This window comes from Treponema sp. Marseille-Q4523 (assembly GCF_016901105.1).
Lineage (GTDB): Bacteria > Spirochaetota > Spirochaetia > Treponematales > Treponemataceae > Treponema_D.
Genome location: NZ_JAFEVM010000028.1, coordinates 13,660 through 40,386 on the forward strand (window position 1 = coordinate 13,660; position 26,727 = coordinate 40,386).

At 49.7% G+C, this 26,727-nt stretch carries 23 protein-coding genes and 1 pseudogene; 18 read left to right on the forward strand and 6 right to left on the reverse strand.

Features of this window, described 5'->3' with window-relative positions; genetic code table 11:
- Nucleotides 1–2 precede the first annotated feature (2 nt).
- The 5 genes and pseudogenes from JSQ97_RS09390 to JSQ97_RS09410 all read left to right on the forward strand — a co-directional run bounded on the left by JSQ97_RS09390 (nucleotide 3) and on the right by JSQ97_RS09410 (nucleotide 6,977).
- Nucleotides 3–200 carry a hypothetical protein gene (locus JSQ97_RS09390; protein WP_205075818.1) on the forward strand — a complete coding sequence of 66 codons (198 nt, stop codon included), beginning with the start codon at nucleotides 3–5 and terminating at the stop codon, nucleotides 198–200.
- A complete protein-coding gene (gene carB / locus JSQ97_RS09395; RefSeq protein ID WP_205075819.1) occupies nucleotides 175–4,383 on the forward strand; it encodes a carbamoyl-phosphate synthase large subunit in 4,209 nt (1,402 codons plus the stop codon). Before JSQ97_RS09390 ends, carB begins: the two co-directional genes overlap by 26 nt.
- Nucleotides 4,384–4,601: 218 nt before the next feature.
- A complete protein-coding gene (locus tag JSQ97_RS09400; protein WP_205075820.1) occupies nucleotides 4,602–5,063 on the forward strand; it encodes a chemotaxis protein CheX in 462 nt (153 codons plus the stop codon).
- A gap of 30 nt (nucleotides 5,064–5,093) precedes the next feature.
- A pseudogene (locus JSQ97_RS09405) lies at nucleotides 5,094–6,473 on the forward strand (aminopeptidase); the annotation flags it as partial.
- A 90-nt stretch (nucleotides 6,474–6,563) separates the two neighbouring features.
- The gene (locus JSQ97_RS09410; RefSeq protein WP_205075822.1) at nucleotides 6,564–6,977 is read left to right on the forward strand and encodes an EamA family transporter; all 414 of its coding nucleotides are present in this window, start codon (nucleotides 6,564–6,566) and stop codon (nucleotides 6,975–6,977) included.
- A 44-nt stretch (nucleotides 6,978–7,021) separates the two neighbouring features.
- On the opposite strand, the gene JSQ97_RS09415 is transcribed toward JSQ97_RS09410, so the two are convergent.
- Nucleotides 7,022–7,870, reverse strand: a complete 849-nt coding sequence (locus JSQ97_RS09415; protein ID WP_205075823.1) for a DUF3737 family protein — start codon at nucleotides 7,868–7,870, stop codon at nucleotides 7,022–7,024.
- A 264-nt stretch (nucleotides 7,871–8,134) separates the two neighbouring features.
- On the opposite strand from JSQ97_RS09415, the gene JSQ97_RS09420 reads away from it, so the two are divergent.
- From JSQ97_RS09420 to JSQ97_RS09430, 3 genes are all read left to right on the forward strand, one after another.
- Nucleotides 8,135–8,962, forward strand: a complete 828-nt coding sequence (locus tag JSQ97_RS09420; RefSeq protein ID WP_205075824.1) for a TrmH family RNA methyltransferase — start codon at nucleotides 8,135–8,137, stop codon at nucleotides 8,960–8,962.
- Between the two features lie 51 nt (nucleotides 8,963–9,013).
- Entirely contained in the window at nucleotides 9,014–9,598 is a 585-nt protein-coding gene (gene yfcE, locus JSQ97_RS09425; protein ID WP_205075825.1) for a phosphodiesterase, read from the forward strand.
- A 124-nt stretch (nucleotides 9,599–9,722) separates the two neighbouring features.
- Nucleotides 9,723–10,505 (forward strand): metal ABC transporter substrate-binding protein, encoded by a 783-nt coding sequence (locus JSQ97_RS09430; protein ID WP_205075826.1) that lies wholly within the window; start codon nucleotides 9,723–9,725, stop codon nucleotides 10,503–10,505.
- A gap of 23 nt (nucleotides 10,506–10,528) precedes the next feature.
- On the opposite strand, the gene JSQ97_RS09435 is transcribed toward JSQ97_RS09430, so the two are convergent.
- Nucleotides 10,529–11,710 carry an iron-containing alcohol dehydrogenase gene (locus JSQ97_RS09435; protein WP_205075827.1) on the reverse strand — a complete coding sequence of 394 codons (1,182 nt, stop codon included), beginning with the start codon at nucleotides 11,708–11,710 and terminating at the stop codon, nucleotides 10,529–10,531.
- Between the two features lie 229 nt (nucleotides 11,711–11,939).
- On the opposite strand from JSQ97_RS09435, the gene JSQ97_RS09440 reads away from it, so the two are divergent.
- From JSQ97_RS09440 to JSQ97_RS09460, 5 genes are all read left to right on the forward strand, one after another.
- The gene (locus JSQ97_RS09440; RefSeq protein ID WP_205075828.1) at nucleotides 11,940–12,146 is read left to right on the forward strand and encodes a hypothetical protein; all 207 of its coding nucleotides are present in this window, start codon (nucleotides 11,940–11,942) and stop codon (nucleotides 12,144–12,146) included.
- Nucleotides 12,147–12,395: 249 nt separating this feature from the next.
- Entirely contained in the window at nucleotides 12,396–13,952 is a 1,557-nt protein-coding gene (locus tag JSQ97_RS09445) for an Hsp70 family protein (RefSeq protein WP_205075829.1), read from the forward strand.
- A 33-nt stretch (nucleotides 13,953–13,985) separates the two neighbouring features.
- Nucleotides 13,986–16,067, forward strand: a complete 2,082-nt coding sequence (locus tag JSQ97_RS09450; protein WP_205075830.1) for a flagellar assembly lytic transglycosylase — start codon at nucleotides 13,986–13,988, stop codon at nucleotides 16,065–16,067.
- An 86-nt stretch (nucleotides 16,068–16,153) separates the two neighbouring features.
- Nucleotides 16,154–16,396 carry a NifU family protein gene (locus JSQ97_RS09455; RefSeq protein WP_021329614.1) on the forward strand — a complete coding sequence of 81 codons (243 nt, stop codon included), beginning with the start codon at nucleotides 16,154–16,156 and terminating at the stop codon, nucleotides 16,394–16,396.
- Nucleotides 16,397–16,406: 10 nt separating this feature from the next.
- Entirely contained in the window at nucleotides 16,407–16,925 is a 519-nt protein-coding gene (locus JSQ97_RS09460) for an FKBP-type peptidyl-prolyl cis-trans isomerase (protein ID WP_205075831.1), read from the forward strand.
- 27 nt (nucleotides 16,926–16,952) lie between these two features.
- On the opposite strand, the gene JSQ97_RS09465 is transcribed toward JSQ97_RS09460, so the two are convergent.
- Nucleotides 16,953–17,534: a shikimate kinase gene (locus JSQ97_RS09465; protein ID WP_205075832.1), complete on the reverse strand. Its 582-nt coding sequence runs from the start codon at nucleotides 17,532–17,534 to the stop codon at nucleotides 16,953–16,955.
- A 57-nt stretch (nucleotides 17,535–17,591) separates the two neighbouring features.
- On the opposite strand from JSQ97_RS09465, the gene JSQ97_RS09470 reads away from it, so the two are divergent.
- The 4 genes from JSQ97_RS09470 to JSQ97_RS09485 all read left to right on the forward strand — a co-directional run bounded on the left by JSQ97_RS09470 (nucleotide 17,592) and on the right by JSQ97_RS09485 (nucleotide 22,441).
- Nucleotides 17,592–18,365, forward strand: a complete 774-nt coding sequence (locus JSQ97_RS09470) for a PrsW family glutamic-type intramembrane protease (protein ID WP_205075833.1) — start codon at nucleotides 17,592–17,594, stop codon at nucleotides 18,363–18,365.
- A 53-nt stretch (nucleotides 18,366–18,418) separates the two neighbouring features.
- Entirely contained in the window at nucleotides 18,419–19,444 is a 1,026-nt protein-coding gene (locus JSQ97_RS09475) for an ABC transporter substrate-binding protein (protein WP_239447069.1), read from the forward strand.
- 183 nt (nucleotides 19,445–19,627) lie between these two features.
- A complete protein-coding gene (locus JSQ97_RS09480; RefSeq protein ID WP_205075834.1) occupies nucleotides 19,628–21,328 on the forward strand; it encodes an ABC transporter permease in 1,701 nt (566 codons plus the stop codon).
- 21 nt (nucleotides 21,329–21,349) lie between these two features.
- Nucleotides 21,350–22,441 (forward strand): ABC transporter ATP-binding protein, encoded by a 1,092-nt coding sequence (locus JSQ97_RS09485; RefSeq protein WP_205075835.1) that lies wholly within the window; start codon nucleotides 21,350–21,352, stop codon nucleotides 22,439–22,441.
- A 238-nt stretch (nucleotides 22,442–22,679) separates the two neighbouring features.
- Here JSQ97_RS09485 and JSQ97_RS09490 read toward each other — a convergent pair whose 3' ends face one another.
- Nucleotides 22,680–24,191, reverse strand: a complete 1,512-nt coding sequence (locus tag JSQ97_RS09490; protein ID WP_205075836.1) for an L-fucose/L-arabinose isomerase family protein — start codon at nucleotides 24,189–24,191, stop codon at nucleotides 22,680–22,682.
- Nucleotides 24,192–24,584: 393 nt separating this feature from the next.
- Here JSQ97_RS09490 and JSQ97_RS09495 point away from each other — a divergent pair, with 393 nt between their 5' ends.
- A complete protein-coding gene (locus JSQ97_RS09495; RefSeq protein ID WP_205075837.1) occupies nucleotides 24,585–25,271 on the forward strand; it encodes an epoxyqueuosine reductase QueH in 687 nt (228 codons plus the stop codon).
- A 482-nt stretch (nucleotides 25,272–25,753) separates the two neighbouring features.
- Here the strand turns inward: JSQ97_RS09495 and JSQ97_RS09500 are convergent, their stop codons facing one another.
- Both JSQ97_RS09500 and JSQ97_RS09505 read right to left on the reverse strand, forming a co-directional pair.
- On the reverse strand, nucleotides 25,754–26,386 hold the full coding sequence (locus JSQ97_RS09500; protein WP_239447070.1) for an RHS repeat-associated core domain-containing protein: 633 nt from the start codon (nucleotides 26,384–26,386) through the stop codon (nucleotides 25,754–25,756).
- A 67-nt stretch (nucleotides 26,387–26,453) separates the two neighbouring features.
- A partial coding sequence (locus tag JSQ97_RS09505) for a hypothetical protein (RefSeq protein WP_205075839.1) occupies nucleotides 26,454–26,727 on the reverse strand: 274 nt, incomplete at its 5' end.

Sequence of the window (26,727 nt, forward strand, 5' to 3'; positions counted from 1 at the left end):
CGATGCATTCTTTTCAGGCGATGCGGCTACCGCTGACGCTGTTCGAAAAGCGCTCAAAGACGGCCGTGCAAAAACGGCGTTCCTACAAAAAATCAAATCATTTAAAATCACCGGTGCCTCTCAGGCAGTATTTCAAAGTGCACGAAGATGCGCGGATGATCGGGAGGATGCCCTATGCCGTTAAATACATCGATTCGTAAAGTTATGGTTATCGGTTCGGGGCCGATCGTCATCGGGCAGGCCGCCGAATTCGATTACGCGGGCACGCAAGCGTGCAAAGCGCTCAAAGAGCAGGGCTTGAGCGTCGTCCTCGTCAATTCGAATCCCGCAACTCTCATGACCGACCGCTCCATGGCGGACGCGGTGTATATCGAACCGCTGATTCCCGAAACGATCCGGCGGATCATCGAAAAGGAAAAGCCCGACAGTTTGCTTTCGACACTCGGCGGGCAAACCGGACTGACGCTGAGCATGGAGCTTGCCAAATCGGGATTTTTAAAAAGTCACGGAGTGCAGCTTTTGGGCGCGCGGCCGGATACGATCGATAAAGCGGAAGACCGGCAGATTTTCAAAGACACGATGCTGTCCATCAGCGAACCGTGCATTCCGTCAAAAGTCGTGACGACGCTTGAGGACGCCGTCGATTTTGCCGAACATGAAATCGGATATCCTGCGATCGTGCGCCCCGCATTTACGCTCGGCGGCACGGGCGGCGGCATTGCGGAAACGAAGAGCGAGCTCGAAGAGATTGCGCAAAACGGGCTGCACCGTTCACCCATCCATCAGATCCTCGTGGAAAAATGTATCGCCGGCTGGAAGGAAATCGAATTCGAAGTCGTGCGCGATCACAGCGGTAACATGATCACCGTGTGCTCTATGGAAAACGTCGATCCCGTCGGCATCCATACCGGCGACTCGATCGTCGTCGCTCCGACGATGACGCTTTCCGATAAAGAATATCAAATGTTGCGTTCGGCTTCTTTCAATATCGTCGGTTCGCTCGGCATGGAAGGCGGCTGTAACGTTCAGTTTGCGCTGCATCCCTCGACTTCCGAATATGCGGTCATCGAAGTGAATCCGCGCGTGTCCCGTTCGTCGGCGCTCGCATCGAAAGCGACGGGCTATCCGATTGCGCGCGTCGCGACGCTCATCGCGATCGGTTATAACCTCGACGAAATCCCGAACTTCGTGACGAAAAAAACGTCGGCGTATTTCGAACCCGTCGTCGATTATGTCGTCGTAAAGATGCCGAAATTTCCGTTCGACAAATTCGTATATGCGAAGCGCACGCTCGGCACGCAGATGAAAGCGACGGGCGAAGTGATGTCGATCGGGCGCACGTTTGAAGAAGCGATTATGAAAGCCGTACGCGGCGCCGAAATCGGAACGGATTCGATGCGCTTAAAACAGTTTGTAAACGAAAGCGATGAACGCATCAAAGAGCGCGTCGGCGAATGTACCGACCGCAGAATTTTTGCGATCTACGAAGCGCTCGTGCGCGGCATCATGTCGATCGACGAAATTAATAAAATTACGAAAATCGATATATGGTTTTTGGCAAAACTGCAGCATATCGCGTTCCGTGAACTCGAGCTCGCATCGGTAAAAACCGGTAAGCAAAAGCTTTCGCCTCTTTTGTATCTTGAAGCGAAAAAAGACGGCTTCCCCGATAAAACGATCACCGAGTTGAGCGGAGTTGCGATCCCGGGCGGCTCGGGAATTATTAAAGAAGCGAAAAACGCCGCCGCGCTCGTAAAGCAGGGTAAGCTCGCGCACATTCCCGCGACGTATAAAATGGTCGATACCTGTACCGGTGAGTTCAGCGCGGAAACGCCGTATTTTTACGGCGGCTACTATGAGGAAAACGAAGCGGCAGATTTTCTCGCCAAACATGCAAAATCGAAAAGCAAAAAAGGTACGATCATCGTGCTCGGTTCGGGCCCGATCCGCATCGGTCAGGGGATCGAATTCGATTATGCGTCGGTGCAGTGCGTGTGGTCGCTGAAAAAACTCGGCTACGATGTCGTGACGATCAACAACAATCCCGAAACGGTTTCAACCGATTTCGATACGTCCGACCGCCTGTACTTCGAACCGCTTACGCCGGAAGACGTGATGAGCGTCATCAATACGGAAAAACCGATCGGTGTCGTCGTCGCTTTCGGAGGACAGACGGCGATAAAATTAACAAAATTTCTCGATGAACAGGGCATAAAAATTCTCGGCACGAGCGCCGAATCGATCGACATTGCGGAAGACCGCGAAAAATTTGAAGCGCTTTGCGTCAAACTCGGTATCAATAAACCCGCAGGGGAAACGGTTTTGACGACGGAAGAAGCGATCGCGTCCGCACAGCGCATCGGCTATCCGATTTTGCTCAGGCCCTCTTACGTGCTCGGCGGACAAAATATGATCATCGCGTGGGGAGACGCCGATGTGCGCGAATACATGGGCATCATCCTTTCGCAGGGCATCGAAAATCCGGTGCTCATCGACAAATACATGGGCGGTACCGAACTCGAAGTCGATGCGATCTGCGACGGCAAAGACATTTTGATTCCGGGTATCATGGAGCACATCGAACGTGCGGGCATTCATTCCGGCGATTCGATCGCCGTGTACCCGTCGTGGAATCTCAACGATATCCTCCGGCAAAAAATTATCAAGCAGTCGCGCGAACTCGCGCTTGCGCTCGGCACGAAAGGGCTTGTCAATATTCAATATCTCATCTACAACAACGATCTCTATGTGATCGAAGTGAATCCGCGTTCGAGCCGCACGGTGCCCTATATCAGCAAAGTGACGGGCGTGCCGATGGTCGAACTTGCAGTGCGCGCGATGCTCGGCGAAAAAGTGAAAACTTTCGGTTACGATACGGGGCTTTACCGCATTTCGCCGTACTTCGCCGTAAAAGTGCCGGTGTTCAGTTTTGAAAAACTCATGGACGTCGATACGCATTTGGGACCGGAGATGAAATCGACCGGCGAAGTGCTCGGTCTTGCCTCGACGATGGAAGAAGCGATTTACAAGGGACTCATCGGCGCGGGTTACCGCATGAAAAGAAGCGGCGGCGTTTTGTTTACGGTGCGGAAAACCGATCAGTTTGAAATCCCCGACCTCGCGCGGAAATTTTACGATATGGGATTTACACTGTACGCGACCGAAGGCACGGCGGGCGTTATTAAAGACTTCGGCATGGAAGTGACGGTCGTAAATAAAATCCACGAAAATCCCGACGACAATCTTTTGACGCTCCTCGATACCGGTAAAATCGACTACGTGATTTCGACGAGCACGAAGGGACGCGACCCGCATGCCGACAGCGTGCGTATGCGGCGTCACGCCGTAGAGCGCGACATACCCTGCCTTACCGCGATCGATACGGCGAACGCGATCGCGAACTGCCTTATGAGCCATTACAATGCGGAAAACGTCGAACTCGTCGATATCAACGCGCTGCGCGAATCGAAAGAAAAACTGCGCTTTTGCAAAATGCAGAGTACGGGAAACGATTTTATCCTCATCGATGCGAGGAAGCAGGCGGTATCGAATCCTGCGGGGCTTGCCGTCCGCCTGTGCAATCGCCGCATGGAAATCGGTGCCGATTCGCTCGTACTCGTCAAAGATTCGGACAAAGCGGACGCGTATATGCAGTTTTTCAATCAGGACGGAAGCGAAGGACGCTTGGCGGGAAACGCGATCCGCGCCGTCGCAAAATATCTGTACGACAACAATATCAACGGCGTAAAAGACCGCGGAGATGCGGCATCCCCGACGGCATCCCTTTCGATCGATACGGCGAGCGGTACGAAGTCGCTTGTGCTGTATAAACTCGACGGAAAAGTTTCTTCCGTTACCGTCGACATGGGGCGCCCGCTTTTCGATGCAGCATCTCTTCCGACGACGCTTTCGCCCGTTCCGACTTCGCGCGAATCGCTTGCCGCCCGGCTTCCTCAAAAAGCGATCGTCAATGTGCCGCTTACCGTAGACGGTACGAAATACGACGTTACGTGCCTTTCCGTCGGCACGCCGCACTGCGTCGTATTTTGCGGCTTTGTCGATAAAGTCGACGTCGAAAAAATCGGGCCGCTCTTTGAAAACAACGCCGCTTTTCCGAATCGGACGAATACGGAGTTCGTGCGCGTTGTCGGCCGGAACGAATTGAAGATGCGGACGTGGGAACGGGGCAACGGAGAAACGCCCGCCTGCGGTACCGGCGCATGTGCGGCCGCGATCGCTGCCGTGCTGAACGGCTATTGTCCGATGGATGAAAATATCACCGTGCAAGTGAAAGGCGGCACGCTCATCGTAAAGTACACAGGCGATACCGTTTATTTGACCGGACAGAGCGATACGGTTTACGAAGGCGAAATCGAGATATGATCGGTATACCCGAAAAAAGTATCGGATATGTTGTCCTAAAAAGGTGATTGCCGCACAATAAAAAAACCGCGGAACGTTTAAACCCCGCGGCTTTTTTCCTGCAACGGATTTTTCTCGAAAAGACAGCATACGTTCTCTACACTATCACGGATATGAATTTCTACAATCGATTTTTTCACCTTGCCCCAAATTTTACATTGCGATATACTGAATGCGAAATGGACGTAAAAATTATTAATCCGTTTTTAATATCGTGTGAAAATGCATTTAAAAATATGTTCGATATGCCGCCGCAGCATAAAGACCCGTACCTGCTCGACCCGAATGCCGGACATGCGTGGGAGATTTCGGGCCTGCTCGGTCTTACCGGCGACTGCAACGGCGTCGTCGCGTTTCGTCTGCATAAAATCCTTGCGGATAAAATGCTCGACCGTTCGGGCATAGAGATCGTTGTGGCATCGGAGCGGGAAGAACTCGCAAAGCAGCTCGTAAGCGAATTTACGAATATCATTGCCGGGAACGCGATTTCGGAAATCAAAAACAGAGACATACGAGTATCGCCGCCCGTTGTCGTAGCTGGAAAAGATCACACGCTTTCATGGCCGAAAAATTATCCGATCGTCGGTATCCCGTTTGCGACGCAATACGGTCCCTTTGAAGTCGACGTATGTTTTAAATAATATCGATCAGGTTTTTATAAGTACGCATATAATGAGGAGCATAGTATGAACGAAAAATTTATTAACGATTACAAAAAATTTTTGGACGCCGGAAAAACCGAACGCGAGTGTACAGCCGAAATCATCCAAGCGGCGGAAAAGCGCGGTTATAAAGATATCACAAAATATAAAACGCTGAAAGCCGGCGATAAAGTATATGTACAGAAAATGCACAAAACCGTCGCCCTGTTCGACATCGGAACGGGCAGTCTCGAAGACGGTATGAATATCCTCGGCGCGCATATCGATTCGCCGCGCCTCGACGTAAAGCAAAATCCCGTTTACGAAAAAGACTGTATCGTGTACTTGAACACGCACTATTACGGCGGTATAAAAAAATATCAATGGGTAACGCTGCCGCTTGCGATCCACGGCGTCGTATGCAAAACCGACGGCAGCGTTATCAACGTGACGATCGGCGAAGTTGCGGACGATCCGGTGTTCTGCGTGTCCGATATTTTGCCTCATCTCGCGCAGGAGCAGATGAAAGAAAAAGCGTCCGACTTTATTCCCGGCGAAAACCTCGACCTCATTTTGAGTTCCGGCATTCCGCAAAAAAAAGACAAACAAAAAAAACAAGACGATGAAAAATCTTCAAAGGATAAAGAAAAATATAAGAAAGCCGTTTTAAAATTATTAAAATCGAAATATAATATCGACGAAGACGATTTTGCATCCGCCGAACTTGAAATCGTTCCGGCAGGCTTGTCGCGCGACTGCGGCATCGATCGATCGCTCATCCTCGCGTACGGACAGGACGACCGCGCGTGCGCATTCACATCGGCACAGGCGCTCTTCGACAGCACGGCAAAGACGCGCACGAACTGCTGTCTCTGCGTCGACAAAGAAGAGATCGGCAGTGTAGGAGCTACGGGCATGGGCTCGCACTTGCTCGAAAATGCGGTCGCCGAAATCATTTCGCGTATGAGCGGCGGTTACAGCGATCTGACGCTCAGGCGCTGCCTCGCACATTCGGCGATGCTTTCAAGCGACGTGAACGCCGCCTTCGATCCGATGAACGGCAATCTCTACGACAAAGACAATTCGTCGTTCCTCGGCGGTGGGATCGTTTTTAATAAATACACCGGAAGCCGCGGCAAATATTCCGCAAGCGACGCGAATCCCGAATTCATCGCAAAAGTCCGCGCGCTTATGGAAAAAAACAATATCCCGTTTCAAATGGCCGAACTCGGAAAAGTCGATCAGGGCGGCGGCGGTACGATCGCCTACCTTGCGGCAAAGTACGGCATGGACGTGCTCGACGCGGGTGTTTCGGTTTTAAGTATGCATGCGCCGTGGGAATTGACAAATAAAGAAGACATCTGTACGGCGTATAATTGCTATAAAATATTTTTATCGCTCGAAAAATAATAATAGGTCGAATGTCGAGTTTTAAGCGGCGGAACACGAGCCGCTTTAAAAACCCGCCGTTCAATCAATATAGTTGTACGGAGGCGTACTATGTGGCTGCCCTTTGCCGTCTGTTCCGCAGTGTTCGCCGCGCTCACTTCGATCCTCGCGAAAATCGGAATCGAAGGAGTGAACTCGAATCTTGCAACCGCGATCCGAACCTTTGTCGTGCTCGCGATGGCATGGCTTATGGTTTTCGTTACGCACGAGCAGGGCGGCATCACGGCGATTCCAAAAAAGAGCTGGATTTTTTTAATTCTGTCGGGACTCGCTACCGGCGCATCGTGGCTTTGCTATTACCGCGCGCTGCAGACGGGAGACGCATCGAAGGTCGTTCCCGTCGACAAGATGAGCGTCGTGATCACGCTCGTCCTCGCATTTATTTTCCTGCACGAAAAGGTTTCGGTAAAATCGCTCGTCGGTGCGCTCCTCCTTACGGCGGGAACTCTCGTCATGGTGCTGTAAAATCGTGCGCGGGATCAAAAGTGACGCGCCGTTGAGCGACGCTTTTAATTCACAATATCCCTGCACACGATTTTCGTCTTCGCGGGATCGACTTTATCTTTTTCGACGATAAGCTTTGCGATGCGCTCGGCGCGTATCGTGCCGCTTGAAGGATTAAACACGCTGTCTATCGTGTTCGTTATGTCGGCATCGACTGAAGAATATTCGAAAGCGAGCGTCGTGTTGATGAGTTTACAATTTTTCATAACGAGGTTGTCGATATAACACATACCCTGTAAACTTTCGATCGTGCAGTTTTCGAATGTCAGATTTTTCGAATTCCAACCGAGATATTCTCCGGAAATAAACGAATTGCGAACGATGATGTTTTCGGCGTTCCATAACGCGTCTTTTGAAATGAGTTTCGAATTATCGATTTCGATATTTTGCGCGCCGTCGAAGGGATAGTTGCCATCCAAAATAAAATTGTTTATTTTCATGTTTCGGCTGTTCATCGCAAAGTAGTCGCCCCTCGCTCTGACATTTTCAAATACGACGCCGTCGCACGACCAAAACGTTTCGGCCGCGTTCGGCATATCGACGTTTGCAAGGCGCACGTTCCGGCATCTGCGGAAATTTTTCGGCGCTTCGATGACGCTGTTTTCGACGCTAACGTTATCCGTATACCATACACCCGCGCGCCCCATTTCAAACCACGTGCTGTTTTTCACCGTGACGTTTTTGCCGTACCACAGCGGATATTTCCATTTGAACATACAGCCGTCAAGTTCGATGTCCGATGCGTGCTTCAGCGGCGATTCGCCGTCCGCAAAAATCGTATCGACGATTTTCATATCGTGCGCTTGGAACAGTGCGCGTTCACCCGTCAAAAACTCCTGCTTGATTTCTTTCATTCTAATTCCTTGTGTAAATACGTATAAAATATACTGAAATACAAATGAAAGAGCAAACAGGATAATAACGACGTCCGGCAAATTAAAAAAGAGGTACAGAGCTTATTGCCAAAATCATTTATTAAATTCCGAACAGTTCTATATGTGCGGGTATAATCACCGAACCGATGCACTTCATAAAAAACACTCTCGAACCCGTTTGCTACAGCATCCGTACCTATAACATCCGTTGTCACGTGCGGCGCAATCGGCTACAATAAATTCATGCGAAACAAACAAAACGACGAACTCGCGGTGTGCGGACTTTCCGCCGTAAAAAAGCTCGAAAAAAAAGATTGGAAAAAAATCCGCCGATTGTATTTTACAAAAGAAACCGCGCCGTTTTTCGGAGGCTTGTGTAAAAAGCTTGCGGAAAATCGCGGCATATACAATTTGGTCGAGCCGGCCGATTTGGAAAAACTTTCCGGAACCGTGCATCATCAGGGCGTCGTCGCGATGATCTTTATGCCGAAAATCATACCGCTCGATTCCGACGTCTCGGACGAGTGGATCGCAAACGGCGAAAACGTACTTGTGCTCGACCGCATCGGCAATGCGAATAATTTCGGCGCAATCGTCAGGAGCGCAGCTTTTTTCGGTATGAAAAACATCGTTATCCCGGCGGCCGAATCGCAGTCGGCCGTTACGACGAGCAGTTACCGCATCGCTCAAGGGGGCATGGAATTCGTCGATATCTATTCGGCGAATTCGATTCCGCGTTTTATGGAAGCGGTACGCGGACGCATGATGCGGATCGGCACCGATTTGCGTGCAAAAAAAACGCTTGCGGAAATCGCCGGTATGTGCGGCGGAAAACCCCTGCTCATCGTGCTCGGCAACGAAGAGGACGGCATCTCAGACGATGTGCGTAAAAACTGCGACGAGTGCGTTATCATTCCCTTTGCAGGGTTCGCCGAAGGAGCCGAACCTGCGATACAGAGTTTAAACGTCGCACAGGCGGCATCGATCATTTTATACGAACTGCAAAAAACGCAGCCGTCCGCGCTGATGCGGGACGGGAAATATGATTTCCGATGTTGTCGCCGTGAATGAGATATTTTCAAAACATTGTCAAAAGACGCTAAGCGCGTTATGATTCGCACTATGAAATACTTTATCATGTCCGATATTCACGGAAGCGCCGCGGCTTGTGAAAAAGCGCTCGCGCACTTTCATGCGCTAAAATGCAATAAAATTATTTTACTCGGCGACGTGCTGTATCACGGACCGAGAAATCCGCTGCCGGAAAACTATGCGCCCGCTCTTGTCGCGCAAATGCTCAACCCGCTCGCACACAACATAATCGCGTGCCGCGGAAACTGCGATGCCGAAGTCGATCAGATGGTGCTCGCCTTTCCGATTTCTGCGGACTACGCCTGCATCGCCGATGACGGCGTGAGGATTTTCGCATCGCACGGACATATCTATTCTCCGGCGAAAAAAACCTCGGACGAAGCGGTCGTCGCCGGAAGCAAAATTCCGCCGCTTTCGCCGAACGATATCGAACTGTTCGGTCATATCCACGAACAGCATTTGTATAAAACGCAAGAAGGTGTGCTTGTATGCAATCCCGGTTCGACATCACTTCCGAAAAACGGCTCTCCTGCGGGATTTGCCGTATACGAAAAGGGTGAAATCGCACTGTACGATATGGAAGGCCGCGAACTCAAGCGGATGAGCTGCAAATAAGCTGCGCGCAAAAAATTGCATTAAATCAAGGAAACTGTCCATAAACTGAAGTTTTTGGACGCCGCCTGTGTAATTTTAAGGGACGGCAAACCGGTTTTGTCTGAATATATTTGGAGGACTTTACATGATGAAAAAAATTATTAATTTCATACTGCTCGCATTTGCAGGGGCGGTACTTTTTGCAAATGAAAAAACCGGAGAGCGCTCTCCTGTACGAAGTGTGTCCGAAACGAAACCTCGCGTCGTTGCGTCGACGTCGTGGACGGCCGCCTTTGCCGATATTGCAGGAGCGGACGGCGTCGAAACGATCGCACCCGCAAACCTCCGCCATCCGCCGGAATACGAAGTGACGGTGAGCGACATTCAAAAAATCGCAGCGAGCGATTTTTTCGTCTACGCCGGTTTTGAGCGTATGATGAAAACACTCGGCACTTCCGTCGGCACTGTGCAGATGATACGGATTGCGAACAACAATTCGATTGCGACTGTGACGAGCGAAACGGCAAAAATCGCGGAAAAGCTGGGTACGGAAAAAGAAAACGAAGCGCGCCTCGCGCTCTACGTAAACGCAATACGGGAAGCGAAAGCGGAAATCGAGCGCAGAGGAAAATCGAATGCAAAAGTTCTGTGCCACACGCATCAGCGCTATCTCGCCGCCGATTTGGGTTTTACCGTTGCGGCGATATTCGGAGCGGACGGAGTGACGGCGAATCAAATCGCGGATGCGAAAAGCGGCGGCTACGATATAATCATCGACAACGTGCACAACCCCGTCGGCAGTCCGCTTGCCGAAGTCGCGCCGAAAGCGGCATACATCGTGTGGCGGAACTTTCCCGATAAAGTCGAACGGAACGCGCTGCTGCACGTCGTACAGGAAAATATCGCCGCGCTGATGAAAGCGCTCTGACACCTACCCGACGCGGGGACGTGCTATTGATTTGCCATTTTATAAATTTCGAACATATCCGCTTCGTATAACACTTTTGCAGAACCGCGCTTGCCGCCCGTCGCGAGGCTGCATTTGTGCGCGAGCGTTTTCATCTGCTCTTCGGAAAGGTTGATGCCGAGCTCTTTGAGGTTCGTCGGCATTTTGATTTTGCGGAAAAATTTTTCCATCGCTTGAATGCCGCGCAGTGCGATCTCTTCCGGATTGCCGTCGGCGATACCCATGACGTTGACTGCAAACTTATGGAAACGCGGCAGACAATCCTTATACACATAGCGCGCCCAGCTTCCCCAGATGGCCGCGAGTCCCGCGCCGTGCGCGACGTCGAACATGCCGCTCAATTCGTGTTCCAGCGCGTGCGACGACCAATCGCCTCCGCGGTCGTTACCGCAGCCGGTAAGCCCGTTGTGTGAAAGGCTTCCCGCCCACATGATTTCCGCGCGCGCATCGTAATTTTGTGGCTCGTCACGCAGTATCCGCGCATTTATCATAACCGTGCGCATGAGCGCTTCGGCGATGCCGTCGGTGATTTCCATATTGCCGCCGTTCGTAAAATAGCGCTCCATCGTATGCATGAGGATATCGGTACAGCCGCAGGCGGTTTGATAATCGGGAAGCGTCATCGTCAATTCGGGATTCATCACCGCAAATTTCGGACGACAAAAATCCGTATTGCAGCCGCGCTTTACCTGCCCTTCTTCTTTGGTGATAACCGTGCTGTTGCTCATTTCGCTTCCGGCCGCGGCGATCGTCACTACGACGCCGATCGGCATACACGCTTCCGGCAGGCGAGTGTGTTCATAGAAATCCCATACATCGCCTTCGTTTGCAACGCCGTAGCCGATCGCTTTTGCCGAATCGATAACGCTGCCGCCCCCGACTGCAAGGATAAAATCGACGTTTTCTTTTTTGACAAGATCGATGCCTTTGTATACGAGGGAAAGGCGCGGGTTCGGTACGACGCCGCCGAGTTCGATATACGAAATATGCATTTCATCGAGCGATTTTTTTATGCGGTCGAGGAGTCCCGATTTTTGCACGCTTCCACTCCCGTAATGGATGAGCACCTTTTTGCATTTTTGTTCGGCGACGAGCGCACCGATTTGCTTTTCCGTCTCTTTTCCGAAAACGACTTTCGTCGGTGTAAAATATGTAAAATTGAACATACAACCCCCTATAAACCCGAAATACAAAAGCGACGGCGATATTTCAGACGCGCTTTGTACATGCTTCTTCAATTGCGGTTTCGATGATTTCAGTATATATCGATTAGCCGAAGCGCGCAATAAGTTTCTTTAAGCGTTTCCGAAAAAATCATACGGTTGCCCGTGCGTTGATATGTGCGGATTATTGATTGCACTGCACGCTTGTGTTATGATGAAAAAGGAGGCCGGTATGATTATTAAAAAGATCGTTTTGCCGCTTTCCGTACTCTGCGCGCTTGCGTTCGCATTTTTTTCCGCATCGTGTACCGTAAAATCTTCGGAAAAAGCGGCACAGGAAGCGACCGACGCACTCGCGATGCCTTTTGCGCCGATCGATTTCGATAAAGCGGAAGCCGCAAACGAGGGGCTGCAAAAAGAATCGGAAACGGGGAAATAGTAATCGACTACCGCGACAAAATTCAGTTTTTAGAAGCTCCCGATTACACCGGAATACGGCTTTATTGATTTTCATTTATATCGCAATCATTATATTAATTTCCTTTTATATTGCAACCGTTATGCCGACAATATAATAAGGTGAAATTTTATCGGCTTGAGAATTTCGGAAAGAATAACGGTACTCGGCGGACGCATTGCGTTATATTCGGTTTCACTGTATCATAACAGTGGCAGTTGAGGGTGTTTTATGAAAATGATCGGAATCAAACTTGCAGACGGCTCGTTTTATCCGCTGCTCGAAGAAGGTGTGCCTGCAAAAAAAACGCTCGACTTGACGACGGTGCGCGATAATCAAACCGCTATCACGGTTGATTTATACCGCTCGGAAACGAATTCCATGGAAAATGCGGAGTATGCGGCGACGTTGAAGATCGACAATCTCCTTGCGCATCCGAACGGGGAGCCGGACATATCGTTTACCGTCGCTCTCGACGAACAGAATAAACTTTTTGCGGAAATCGATGACGGCGAATCCGGCGGACACAATGCAGTTACGGTATCGCTTGTCGAAGGTACTGAACCCCGGCACCCGAATGACGATAACGGATACGGACCTGCGATCACGACAGGTGCCGCGATTGCATCCGGCGGATTGCTGCACGCTGCAGGAGCGCAGGAGGATGCAACGATCGAACCGCCCGATTTCAGCGATCTCGATCTGCCGGAAGAATTGGATTTAACAAAACCGGTTTCCGAATCCGCTTCGAACGCTTCCGATGCCGCCGATACTCCGCCGACAGACGATATATTTGCGCCGCCGGACGTTTATTCGACGGAAGCGATTGATGAAAAAAAATCCGACACGGAATTTTTTGATGATGGGACGGGTGATGCGGATTTTAGCGACATCGATCTTCCGACTTTCGACGATACGCCGACGGAGAAAACGCCGATCGAAAACGAAACGGCCGATTTTTCTACAGTCGATAATGCCGACGACTTCCATTTCGACGCGGCCGACCTTCCGTCGTTCGACGATACGCCGGCGGAAAAAACGTCGATCGAAAACGAAGCGACCGATTTTTCTACAGCCGATAATACCGACGACTTTCATTTCGATGAGGCGGATCTTCCGTCGTTCGACGAAGTCCCGCCTGTGCAAAGCGAAACTTCGGATATCGATAGGGCATCCGGCGACCATACCTTTTCGGATGATTTTTTTGACGGCATCGATATGCCGTCAAACGAAACCGACACTGCAACGCGGAATATCGATTCGCTCGATGATCTGCAATTCGGCGAAACCGATGATACAAATATACAAGAGGGGACTACCGCTACGAAATACCAATCGAAAACCGTGATCAAAAAAAAGACAAAGGCGCCGGTGCTCATCTGTCTGTTGTGCGCGCTGATCTGTGTTATCGCAACGATATTGATTTTGTTTGTGATACCGTCGAAATACAACGTACTCTTATCGCACGCTTCGCATACGGACGATACCGTCGTTCTGCCGGCGCGCGATACGGCCGCACCTTCACGCGAAGAGCCGGTTATGCCGGCAAAACCCGATGAAATCGTCGTTGCTCCGCGCGCGGAAACGGTTGCACCCGTGCGCCCTGCCGCCGCTTCGAAATCGACGGGAGACGTCGCATACCGCATCAAATGGGGCGACACGCTGTGGGATATAGCCGACGCGTATTATAAAAATCCGTGGCGCTATCCGCGGATCGCACGATATAACAATATCAAAAATCCCGATTACATCATTTCGGGAACGACGATACGCATCCCGGTAGAATGATCACCGTCTTGCCGAGCCGTGCGGAATTTACGTTTGTTAAAATTATTAATAAGTTTTGTTCTCTTCGCTTTTGCCGTCGGTTTTTCGGGATGCAACGAAAGCGGTTTCGATTCGCTTCGCAGACTGTACGGCGAAGATGCGAATTACTATATCGCGCTCAGAAAAGAGTCGGACGGTGACGAAAAAGCCGCACGGCAGCTTTTTTTGCGATGTGCGAAAAAAGGTTCGTATTATGCGGCCCGCCGAAGCGCGGAAGAGCTTACACAGTTCGGCTCGGTGCAGGAGCGGCTTTCGGCGTGCGAAAAACTTTCAGCAGCCTATACCGATGAAGACGCGCTTTTGATCGCATTGCGCGAATACGAAAACGCGGGCGAGTATTCGAAAATCCTCGTTTTGACGGAGCCGATCGACGTTGCGTCGTGCGGCAGCGAAATCGCCCGTATTAAATTGAGCGCACTATTTAAAAGGAGCAGTCAGCGTTTTGAAGACGAAGCGTACAAGTGGTATACGTCGAGATCGATGACGCCTTCGATGTATCGACTGTATCAGGAAACTATAACCGAAGGCTTTCAATCGGCGAAAAGTAAAATTATTAATTTCAGGATCGACGTCTACAACGCGAATTACAATTCCGCGTATGAGCGCTTTTCGGACATTGTCGATATCACGATAAAAAACAAGGCGCTGCCGCTTACGGCGCAGATCGTTTCGGATATGGGAAAAGCCTGTCTCTACGGCAGTTCGAACCGTATAAAAAACGCAAAGATTTTCAGCGACATTGCGGCAAACGAAAAAAACGATGCGGACGTCGTCTACAATGCGTATTTTTATGCGGGCAGGCTCTACGATAAAGCCGATTCGGATTACGCGACGGCGGCGGATCGTTTTGCCCGTGCGATGGACTCTGCGCCGAGCGGAGCGCAATACGACAATGCACTGTGGTATCTCTTGAACGGCAGCCTGCGCGTTTCGGTCGATACCGCGATAGACGTGTTTAAAACCCGCCGCGCAAAAATCGAGGATACTTCGTACTTCGACGATTTTTTCGAACTCTTTGCACCGCTGCTCCTTTCGCAATCGCGCTGGAACGATTTTAAAAAAGTGTACGATGCTGTCGACGGCTATGCGTCGGATGTATCCGTCGGCCGTTTTGCGTATCTCTACGGGCGTCTCGTGCAGGAAGGTTTGGTCGCATCCGAAGCTCCGAAAACGGAAGCCGAAAGCGCATTCCGCCGCGTGCTTTCGCTCGATTGCGATCTTTACTATAAAGTGCTTGCTGCGGCAAAACTCGATCTCGACATCGAAGAAGTGAAAGCCGCTCTGTATCGAACAAAAATCAATAAAAATTTTATAAAGGATGAAGCCGTCGAACGTCTGCTTGCAGGCTACGCACTTTTCGGATTGCCGGAAAAAATTTATCCGGAATGGCTTTCGTTTACCTCCGGAGGCAAGACGATAAGCGTCGAATGCGCTGCCGTCCTTTCGGATTTTTTAAATAAAGCGGCGTCGGGTACGGACGAATATTATACGCAGAGCCTCAGGATCATCGCAAAAGCCGCCGTGTACGGCGACGAAGCGCTCGGCGAAGACGCGTACCGGCTTTTATACCCGCGCAATTATGCGAAAGAAGTTTCTTCTTCGTGTGAAGCGTTCGGTATCGATGAAGCGATTTTGTACGCGCTTATCCGTACGGAAAGCTTTTTCAGCAATAACGTCATAAGCGCTGCCGGTGCGCGCGGTTTAACGCAGCTGATGGATTTGACCGCGGACGAAATCGCGATGCGTTTGAAACGAAGCGATTACGATCTGCTCGATCCTGCGACGAATATCGAATTCGGCGCGTATTATCTCGCGTACCTTACGAAGCGGCTCGGCGGTTCGCCGCTCACGGCATTTTTCGCATACAACGCCGGGATCGGGCGCGTACGCCGCTGGATAAACAATTCGCACTTGGAACTCGGCAGACATACTGCAAGCGATCTGTTTCTCGAAACGATCCCGTATTCGGAAACGCGCGATTACGGACGGAAACTCATCGCAGCTTCGGCGATGTACGATATTTTGTACTACGATACGCCGCTTCAAACCGTTGTGAAAAAAATCACAAATCGATAAAATTACAGTATATTTACAATATCGGAAATTCTAAACGCGGCGTCGGCTGTTTCGATTTGAATGCGTCGGCACCGCCGGGAGATCGTATGGCAAACGAAAGACTTGAAGCTTCAATAAAAGAAGCGCTCGATATGTTCCGCCCCCAGCTGCAGGCTGACGGAGGCGATATGGAATATATTTCCTTGGATGAACAAAACCGCGTTCATTTAAAATTGGTAGGCGCATGCGGCAGCTGCCCCATGGCGATGATGACGCTTAAAATGGGTGTCGAACGCTATTTGAAAGACGCATGTCCCGAAGTGACGGAAGTCGTTCAGGATATGGATTGAGGAATCGAATATGTGCATTGCAAAAAACAGAATGGTAAAAATACACTATACGCTCAAAGATACCGACGGCGTGTTGATCGATTCGTCTTCGGGGCTTGCTCCCTTCGAATACCTGCACGGAAACGGCAATCTGATCCCCGGACTCGAAACCGAACTTGAAGGCAAAAATCCCGGCGATGCGTTTACGGTAACCGTTTTGCCGAAAGACGGCTACGGCGAATACGATCCGAAGCTGTACATAGAAGTGCCGCGCGATCAGTTCGATACCGGCTCTCCGCTCGAAGTCGGCATGAAATTTCAAGCACAGACGGCAGGCGGTCCCATGACCGTGACGATCCGGAACATAACCGATAAAACCGTTACCGTCGACGGCAATCACGAATTGGCGGGAAAGACGCTCGTATTCGACATCAATGTCGTCGACGTGCGCGAAGCGACCGACGAAGAGCTCATGCCCGAGATGTCCGGCTGCGGCGGAAGCTGTAACGGCGGATGCGGAGGCTGCAGCGGCGGGTGCGGCTGCAGTTGATCGCAGTGATCGGAGCGCGCGGCAGCGTTACACTATGCCGAGTGCTCCGCACAACGTTTTAAAATTTTCTTCTTTGGAAACGTCTTCGAGCGGAACGATCGTATCGACAAAGGATCGATATCGTGCAGTCCGCTCGGTAAAGACGTCGTGAAAGACGGCTCTCACTTCTTCTTCGGTTTTCGGTTCTTTGCGAGCGATATATGCGGGTACATTTGCGACCGAGCCGTCGTCGTTGAACGTTATCTTTTCCAAAATCCTGTTGAATGCGATTTCTTCCGCCACTTCGAGAAAAACAAACATTCCCAAATCGCGCAAGTGCATCAGCGCAGGAGCGTTATCGCATATGCCGCCTCCGGTCGCGATGATGATTTTTTTGCCGGAGCATTTTTTTTCGAGCACGCGACAGATTTTCTCTTCCGCGCTCATAAATTTTTCCGGACCGTAATCGAAGTATATTTGACGCGGCGTAAAGCCCGTCTGCTTCGTGATGATTTCATCGATATCGACAAAGGGAAAGGAAATCTTTTTTGAAAGGAGACGGCCTTGCGTCGTTTTTCCCGAGTGTTTTATACCGAAGATAATGTATGCCGGATCAGGAGATACTGTCATACCGCCAGTATATTGCTTGTAATTGCAAAAGTCCATAACTTGCAGTATGCTTTTTGTATGAATATCTATGCGGCACTTGCCCTTTGCTTCGCTCCCCTCCTTATTATATTTTTGTCGATACGCTGCTTCGCTCATGTCGGGATCATCGCGATGCTGTATGCCGCACTGCTCGGTTTGCTGGCCGTAGCCCCGATTTCAATTTTACAATTTTACGTAGCCGATATTTCGTTTTTGCAATCGGATCATTGGATCACACAGCTTTTGCGCGCGATTTTATTTAACGGCCTCATCGAAGAAGGTTTTAAAATGGTCGTTATGCTGCTTTTGCCGTCAAAGCGGCTGTCGCTCGGAAAATTTTTTTTGTGCGCGTGTATCTGCGGCATGAGTTTGGGCTGTTTCGAATCGGCGATTTATTTTTTACAGCATCTCCAGCAGGCAAATACGATCGGCGCGCACCTCATATACGTCCAACTGTTTGAACGGATGTTTACGAGCGATGCGGTGCACGCTTTGTGCGCGGGATTGGGCGGTCTGTTTATCCGGTCGATAAAGCGGATGCGGATCGACATCGCCGCACTTTTATTTACGCCGCTGTTGCACGGTCTGTACGATTTTTTCGCGCTTTACGACGACTTCAAACGATTTTCCGTCGCGGCGATTTTGTTTTTGGCAGTTCAGTGCAGGATCAGCTATAGGATCCAAGCGGAGGAAAAAGAAAAAGCGGATATAAGACCGCAGTTGAAAAATACGGAGGAAAAAGAAAAAGCCGAAAAACCGATAAAAAAAATTACCGAAAGAAAAACACAAAACAGAATACGAAAAAAAACTTGACAACTGCACAAAAATGGCTCACACTGATATCATATCTTTATTGGAGGTCTATTTTGAAATTATTACAAAAAGCGGCAATCGTATTTTTCGCCGTATGTATCGCATTCCCGATGTTCGCAAACGGTTCGTCGGACGGCAAAGCGGCTGAAACCGAACTCAACGCGTATTCCATCATGCCGGAAAAATACGCAACGCCGATTTTAGCGGAATTTACAAAAGATACCGGCATCAAAGTCAATTTCGTCCGCCTCTCTTCCGGCGAAGCGCTGTCGCGCATCATAGCTGAAAAAGGAAATCCGCAAGTGGACTGCCTGTGGGGCGGCCCGTCGGATACCTACGACGCGGGCGTTGCAGAAGGTGTTTTCGAACAGTATAAACCCGCTGAAGCCGATAAGATACCCGCAAACTACCGCTCGCCGGACAATTATTGGACGGGCATCGGCATCATTCCGCTGTGCTTCCTCACCAATACGAATTTTCTCAAAAAGAACAATCTTTCGGCTCCGACAAGCTGGTACGATTTATTGGATCCGGCATATAAAAACGGCTTGCAGATGGCGGATGCCCGCACGTCGGGAACCGCGACGGAGCGCATTTATTCGCTCGTAAAAGCGGTCGGTGAAAAAGAGGCGTTCGATTATCAAAAGAAGCTCAACGCGAACGTTCAGCTTTATACGAAAAGCGGCGCGGGCGGCGCGCTTCCGATCGCAAACGGCCAGGCGGCAAGCGGCGTATTCTATCTCGTCGATGCGCTCGATATCACACATCAGGGCTACCCGCTCGTCATCTCATTCCCGAAAGAAGGCATTACCTACGGCGTCGAAGGTTCGGGAATTCTCAAAGGATGCAAACATCCGAACGCTGCGCGGCGTCTTATGGATTGGGCGTCGACAAAAAAACTCGGCGATTTTATGATGGCGAATAAAATCTGCTATATTCCGACGCGCCCCGATATAAAAGTCGACGATCCCGCACTCGATATGAAAAAGATGAATTTGATCAACGCGCCGTCCGCATGGAAAGGCGAAAAGCGGAAAGCGTACGTCGAAAAATGGATCAAGGAAGTTATCCAACAATAAAGCTTTCGTGCGATGAGGCAATCGCTGCGCGTTCCTAGCAAAAGACGTTCCTTTGCGTTTTTTAAGGTCGCGCACGATTCAGATAATTTCGTTCATACATAAAGCCGTACGGGGCACGCTTTCCGTGTCCCGTTGATATTTTAATCGAAAATTTTTATCAATTTTAATAACTAAAGGTCAGCCATGCAGAATAACAATCCGCTGCAAAACGGGCGGCGCGTACTTTTAATAAAAAAAGATCCCGCGCTTTTTTGTGCGCTCGTCGTCATCTGGACGTGTTTTGCGGTATTTATTTTTTATCCGGTCATAACGCTTTTATATACGGCGTTTTTTTCAAACGGACGCATTTCATCCGAACTGCTTAAAAAAAATTTCCTCAACGCATATACGCTGAAAGCGCTGTGGAACAGTCTTGCGCTCGCGGCGGCGGTAAGCGTATGCGGTACGTTTTTGGGTTATGTCTTTGCCCTCGTTGTAAACAGGACAAACCTCCCGAAAATTTTTAAAACACTCATCAGCGCAATAACGATTTTACCTCTCATCTCGCCGCCGTTTACGAGCAGCATATCGCTCACGCTTGCGCTCGGTCCGAACGGAACATTATTAAAATTACTCGGCATTCCCGATGCGAATATCTACGGATTTATAGGAACGTGGATTTCCGAAACGCTCACCTATTTTCCCGTAGCTTATATGGTTATCTCCGCAATTTTAAATACGATGAGTTCGAACCTCGACGACGCGGCGTCAAGTTTGGGTGCAAAAAGCGAACGGATATTCCGGACGATCACGGCTCCTCTTTCGATTCCCGCCGTTGCAAACTCCGTTCTTCTGCTTTTCGGCTCGAGCCTTGCAGACTTCGCAACTCCGCTCATTTTGGGCGGTCACAAATTTCCCATTCTGCCGACGCAGGCATATCTGCAGATCACCGGTATGTTCGATTTGAACGGAGGCTCTTCCCTTTCGTTCTTATTAATAATTCCCGCGCTGCTCGTGTTCTTTTTCCAACAAATGCTCGTCGGCCAAAAAAGCTACGTAACTGTTTCCGGGAAGAGCGCGGCGCAATCGAAATTCGTTCCGCTGCCGAAGTGGATGAAAGCGCTGTGCTGGTGTATCGCTTTTATCGTAATCGTTTTTGTCATCTATCTGTATTTCATCATCCTCGCAGGCTCATTCGTCAAAGTGTGGGGCATCGACAATACGCTGACGCTGCAAAACTATCGATATGTTTTTGCAAACGGGAAAAAAGCGGTTTCCGACACGCTGACGATCGCCTTCGTTTCGACGCTGCTCGGCGCGCTTCTGTCGGTCGTCATCGGCTACATCATTCAACGGAAAGAATTCCCTGCAAAACGCCTGCTCGATTTTTCGTCGCTGCTCAATTACGCGCTGCCCGGCACGGTCGTCGGTATCGCATATATCGCGGCGTTCAACAAACGGCCGATTTTATTAACCGGTACGATGACGATCCTCGTCGCCGCGTATATTTTTCGTTATTATGCGACGGGCATCCGCTCCGTCATCGCATCGCTGCAGCAAATCGATCCGACACTCGAAGAAGCGTCCGCGAGTCTCGGCGCGGGAGCCGTACGCACGTTTACGCACGTAACGATTCCGCTCATCATTCCGGCGATCCTTACAGGCATGCGGTATCTGTTCATCCACTGTATGACGGCTATCAGCGCAACGATATTCCTCGTTTCGGCACGGTGGACGCTTTTGACGACACGCATCCTCGAAAGCATGACGGAATTGCAGTTTCCGCAGGCGTCCGCATTTTCGATCGTACTCATCATCATCGTCTTTGCAGCCGATGCGCTTATCGCGCTGTGCATGAAATTGTATTCGATGCAGTTTGCAAAAGAAGCAAAGCAAAAATCATAAACGGAATTTACGGAGAATACTATGGCAGATATATCACTTGTTTTAAAAGACGTTACAAAAACATTTCCCGAACGGAACGGCGGCATTTTCAATGCGGTCGACAAAGTCAACATCGAAGTGGCGAAAGGCGAGATGGTCACGTTTTTAGGACCGTCGGGCTGCGGCAAAACGACGACGCTCCGCATGATCGCGGGCTTTGTGATCCCGACGAGCGGCAGCATCACCATCGAAGGCAAAGATATGACGAGCGTGCCGGTAAACGAACGCGCCATCGGATTCGTGTTCCAAAACTACGCGCTTTTTCCGCACATGACGATCTACAAAAACGTCGGATACGGATTGAAAGCGCGCGGCGAAAAAGATGCGGACATCCACGATAAAATCATCAATGCGCTGAAACTCGTCGGATTGAGCGGAGATGAAAACCGATATCCGAATCAGCTGTCGGGAGGCGAACAGCAGCGCGTCGCCCTCGCGCGCGTTATCGTTATGGAGCCGTCACTCCTTTTGATGGACGAACCGCTTTCGAACCTCGACGCAAAGCTTCGTATCCACATGCGTACGGAGATCCGCAGAATTCAAAAAGCGCTCGGAACGACGTGCCTGTACGTCACGCACGATCAATCGGAAGCGCTCACCGTTTCCGACAGAATCGTCGTTATGAGCCGCGGCAAAGTCGAACAGATCGGCACTCCGCTTGAAATATATGGCAAACCCGCATCGACATTCGTCGCCGACTTTATCGGTCAAGCGAATATCGTTCCGGCAAAAGTGCAAAAAATCGACGGCGATATGATCACCGCTTCTATCTCTTCCGTCAATGCGGTAACTGCGCGCCGGGGATTCACAGCAACTCCCGCGGTGAACGCAGACGTATTTTTTGTCGTACGCCCCGAAAATATTTCCGTGCAGGATAAAGATTCAGGCGCCGTCAAAGCCGCGGTTCAGAGTTCCGTTTTCGTCGGCAGCCACGTCGAATACGATCTGCTGTTCAACGAAAAAACGGTCATCAAAGCGAGCGTCGATTTTAAACCCGATATGAAACTCTACAAAAGCGGAGACATCGTATCGCTCGACTTCGACGAAAAGACGACACTCTTTTTGGACAGATAAATACATCTGAGGAAATCAAGAAAACTGTCCGAAAGCTGATCCGCAGTTCGCGCGAGCGAACTGCTTAAAATAATTTCCTTACAGAGTAAGCCGATAGGCTTGCAGCTTTCGGACAGCCGCTTCCGGAAATCAAAAACCGTTTCGTAGAATTTAAACAGCCGACACCGGTAAAAATGTCGGCTGTTTTTTATAAGTTCAACAACCGTTTCGTATATCGATTGAACGGCGAAATCGTTGATCAGTTTTCAAACGGATTTTCATCGCAGTACAGCTGCCCGGCAGGCTTGTTGTATGAAATGTCCTGCACGCCCAGATAACTGAATACGGTGAACAGCGCTTTGCCCGCGTGTCCGAAGGCTACCGCTCCGTGATGCGGGTACCGTTTTGAAATGAGCACGTGACGGTAAAATCTGCCCATTTCGGGGATCGCAAACACGCCGATGCCGCCGAAGGAACGCGTCGCGACGGGAAGTACTTCGCCCTGCGCAATGTATGCGTGCAGCGTCGTGTCCGCAGCACTCTGCAGCCTGAAAAACGTAATGTCGCCGGAATCGATGTCGCCTTCGAGCGTGCCGCGCGTAAAGTCGGGCTCACTGCCGGACGGTTCGAGCAGGCGGTGCTGAATGAGCTGGTATTTGACGGCGGGTTTGCTTTTCGGATTCAAACGACAGAACGGCGTATTGCCGCAGTGAAATCCCATAAACACGTCCGTCGCTTTGTAAGCGTAGGGGAATTTCCCTTTGATATCGTTTTCGTACATATCGGCCGGCACGGAATTGTTGATATCGAGCAGCGTGACCGGAGCGCCCGTCACACAGGTACCGATATATTCGCTGAGTGCGCCGTAGATGTCGACTTCGCACGCGACCGGAATGCCGCGCGTCGCAAGACGACTGTTTACATAACAGGGTTCAAAACCGAATTCTTTGGGAAACGCCGGCCAGCACTTGTTTGCGAACGCGACGTATTTTCGCACACCCTTGTTCGCTTCCGCCCAATCGAGCAGCGTGAGTTCAAACTGCGCCATACGCGGGAGCAGATCGGGAAATCGATTGCCTTCCGTACCGAGTTCGCGTTCCATATCTTTTACGACTTCGGGAATGCGACTGTCGTCTTTGTGCGCGCGGTACGATACGAGCAGGTCGAGTTCCGAGTTTTCCTGGATTTCGACGCCGATATCGTAAAGCCCTTTGATCGGAGCATTGCATGCGAAAAAATCCTGAGGGCGAGGACCGAACGTGATGATTTTCAAATTTGCGATGCCGATACACGCACGTGCGACCGGAATAAAATCGTGCAACATCTTTGCAATGTCGCAGGCGGTCCCGACCGGATATTCGGGAATGACCGCGTCGAGTTTTCGCAGTCCGAGATTGTACGAACAGTTGAGCATACCGCAGTATGCGTCTCCCCTCCCGTCGATCAAATCACCCGAGCGCTCTTCCGCCGCAGCGACGTACATCATGGGACCTGCGAATTCTTTTGCGATGAGCGTTTCAGGCGTTTCGGGTCCGAAGTTTCCGAGAAATACACAGAGCGCGTTGCAGCCCGCCTGTTTTACTTCGTCGACGGCTTTCACCATATCGGCCTCGTTTTCGACCGTCGTCTTCGCTTCGTAAATAGTACCGTACTGCGAAAAGGATTCCACGATCGCTTTGCGCCGCCGCTCCGAAAGCGAGATGACAAAACAGTCGCGGCTGACCGCGATGATCCCGAGTTTTACTTCGGGGACGTTTGTGATTTTTTCCATAGCTGTGTTCTCCTGTTTACGGGATATATTTATCCTCTATGCCAATGCCGCCTGTTTTTTACAACAGTTTTATTCGTACCGATGTTCAATGCCCCAATACTCCGCATGGAAACTGTCGATCGCGCTGCATACATTTTCATTTTATCATCGTTTTTGCTTTTCGCACAGTCCCCTTTTAATTATTTTTTTTAATTATTTTCCCCGCCGGAAAATCGCACCGCCTTATCCGATCATGTTTACTCGGGACGAAACTTTTTTGCGATCCGCCCTTCCGCCGCTTGCTCACGCGCGGCGTCCTCGCTCCGCTGCGGTCGCTGCCTTCGGCACGGCTCCACGGCGGCGTAGGCGTATCGTATTGCGAACGTCTATCGGCACGCGATATAATCGAAAACGATGAAGCGGAATTATCAATCGGAACTCGACGGCATCCTCGACCGCATTACAATAAGACCGACAGCGGAAGCGCCTGCGGTAAAACCTTCGCTCCTTCTTCACGCATGCTGCGCGCCGTGTTCGTCCTACGTCATCGAATACCTCGCATCGTATTTCGATATTTCGATTTATTATTACAATCCGAATATCCATCCCCGACAAGAATACGAACGGCGTCTGCACGAACTCGAATCCTTTTTACCGCGTTTTCCCCCGGCGCTCGAAAACCGCGTTCGGCTCATACGTGCGAATTATGACGTGCGCGAATTCGAAGACGCAGTGCGCATAACGGAAAATCCCGAACTTGCATCGGAAGCCGAACGCGGGGAGCGGTGCAGACGATGCTACGAACTGCGTATAAAACACGCATACGAATACGCAAGAGAACATTCTTTCGATTGGTTTACGACAACGCTTTCGATCAGTCCGTTTAAAGACGCCGATAAAATCAACGACATCGGTGAAAAACTGGAAGCGTCCGGCGGACCCCGTTTCCTCACTGGCGATTTTAAAAAGCGAAACGGTTTTAAGCGCAGCCTCGAAATCAGCAAAGAATACGGCATGTACCGGCAGGAATACTGCGGCTGTAAATATTCACTCGTAAAAATGCAAGCGTTAGACTTACGGAAGCCTGCGTTAAAAGCTTAACCTCGGCACATACACGGCGAATCTGCAAAACAAACTCGATAGTGAACCCGGCGAACGAAGTTCTCGCCGATGGCATACCTTTATTCAGAAATAGTTTCGAAACTCGACTTTCGACCTTTTAGGTAAAAATTGATTTCCGCGTTTGTGCCCTGCCCGTACTCCCTTCCCTCATAGCGTACGCTCGCTTCCGCTCGCGGCGAGAACGCTGCGCGGGGAAGCAATCCGGCGTAGGCAGATGAAGCCATATGATAAAAAAACTATCATTTATAGCCTCTTATTTTTTATTATCACTATAAAAAAACATAAAATATACATTATTGCTTTTATAAGCAAAATAATAACTACCAATAATATATAATACTTATTTTCTGTATTAATATCTAATAGTTTTTTTCTCCATACAAAAATAACAATAGTAAATGAAACTATTCCCTGTAATATCCATGTTTTCCTATTCACATTATCATAAAGTTCAAATACTGTCATACACTACTCATCCTTATTACCACATACCATTTATAGTATTTTTTTATTTTATTTGAAAAGCTGTCTACAATTAAGTCAACTTTATTATCTGGATTAATTTTATTGTTCACAAAATTTTGAGCTATTGTTCCTGGTACACTAGCACCTGCGCTTACAACGGCACTGCCTGCAAGTTGTATTAATTTTCCACCCTTATTAGCAAGACCTGCAACATTTGATACAGCTCCAAGTCCAACCGTCGTTAATGCACCAGATACAAAAGAACCTGCTAATTGACCTGCATTTATATCAGTCCAAAGCTCAGCACCTCTTTTCCCCTGCAAATAATTTCCTCCAACTTGGAAAGCATAATCAATCCCAGCAGATATTAATCCCCCTATTATTGCGGCTCCAAATACACTCTCGCCATCAGGGTCCGTATACTTTACCGGGTTATTATTGCCGTAATGATAAAGGTTCAAATTTAATACATTAAACGCTCCGTCTTCGCCTTTGGAACTTTGATCTAAATACTCCCCTGCCGCCGGATCCGCACTCAGCCACCGACTGTACTTCGCATCGAGATACCGTGCTCCGTAGTAGTACAGCCCCACGCACGAGACGCCGGCTATCGTGCATGCTTCGTCCAACTCTTTTGCAGTATACCTAAATACTTTACAAACACATATCATTGCCTCACCATATTTTCCCGGGTTCCTATGGTTCTACTTTTTCTCTAAAATATTTCGTAATATATTCTTCATCTTCTTCAATATGATCATCAGGAATGCTATCAAAAAACTCCTTACTCCTTTTATATATGCTTTTATCATATATGACATCTGGTAAGGCACATATATTTCGATAAAATTCTTCGAAATGATCTATGATCTCGTTTACCGATTTTGAGTTCATTATATAGTTCCACCCATAGCCACTGGAAACAGTACCTTTAATTTTATTAAGTCGAGTATAACCGACACTATAATTA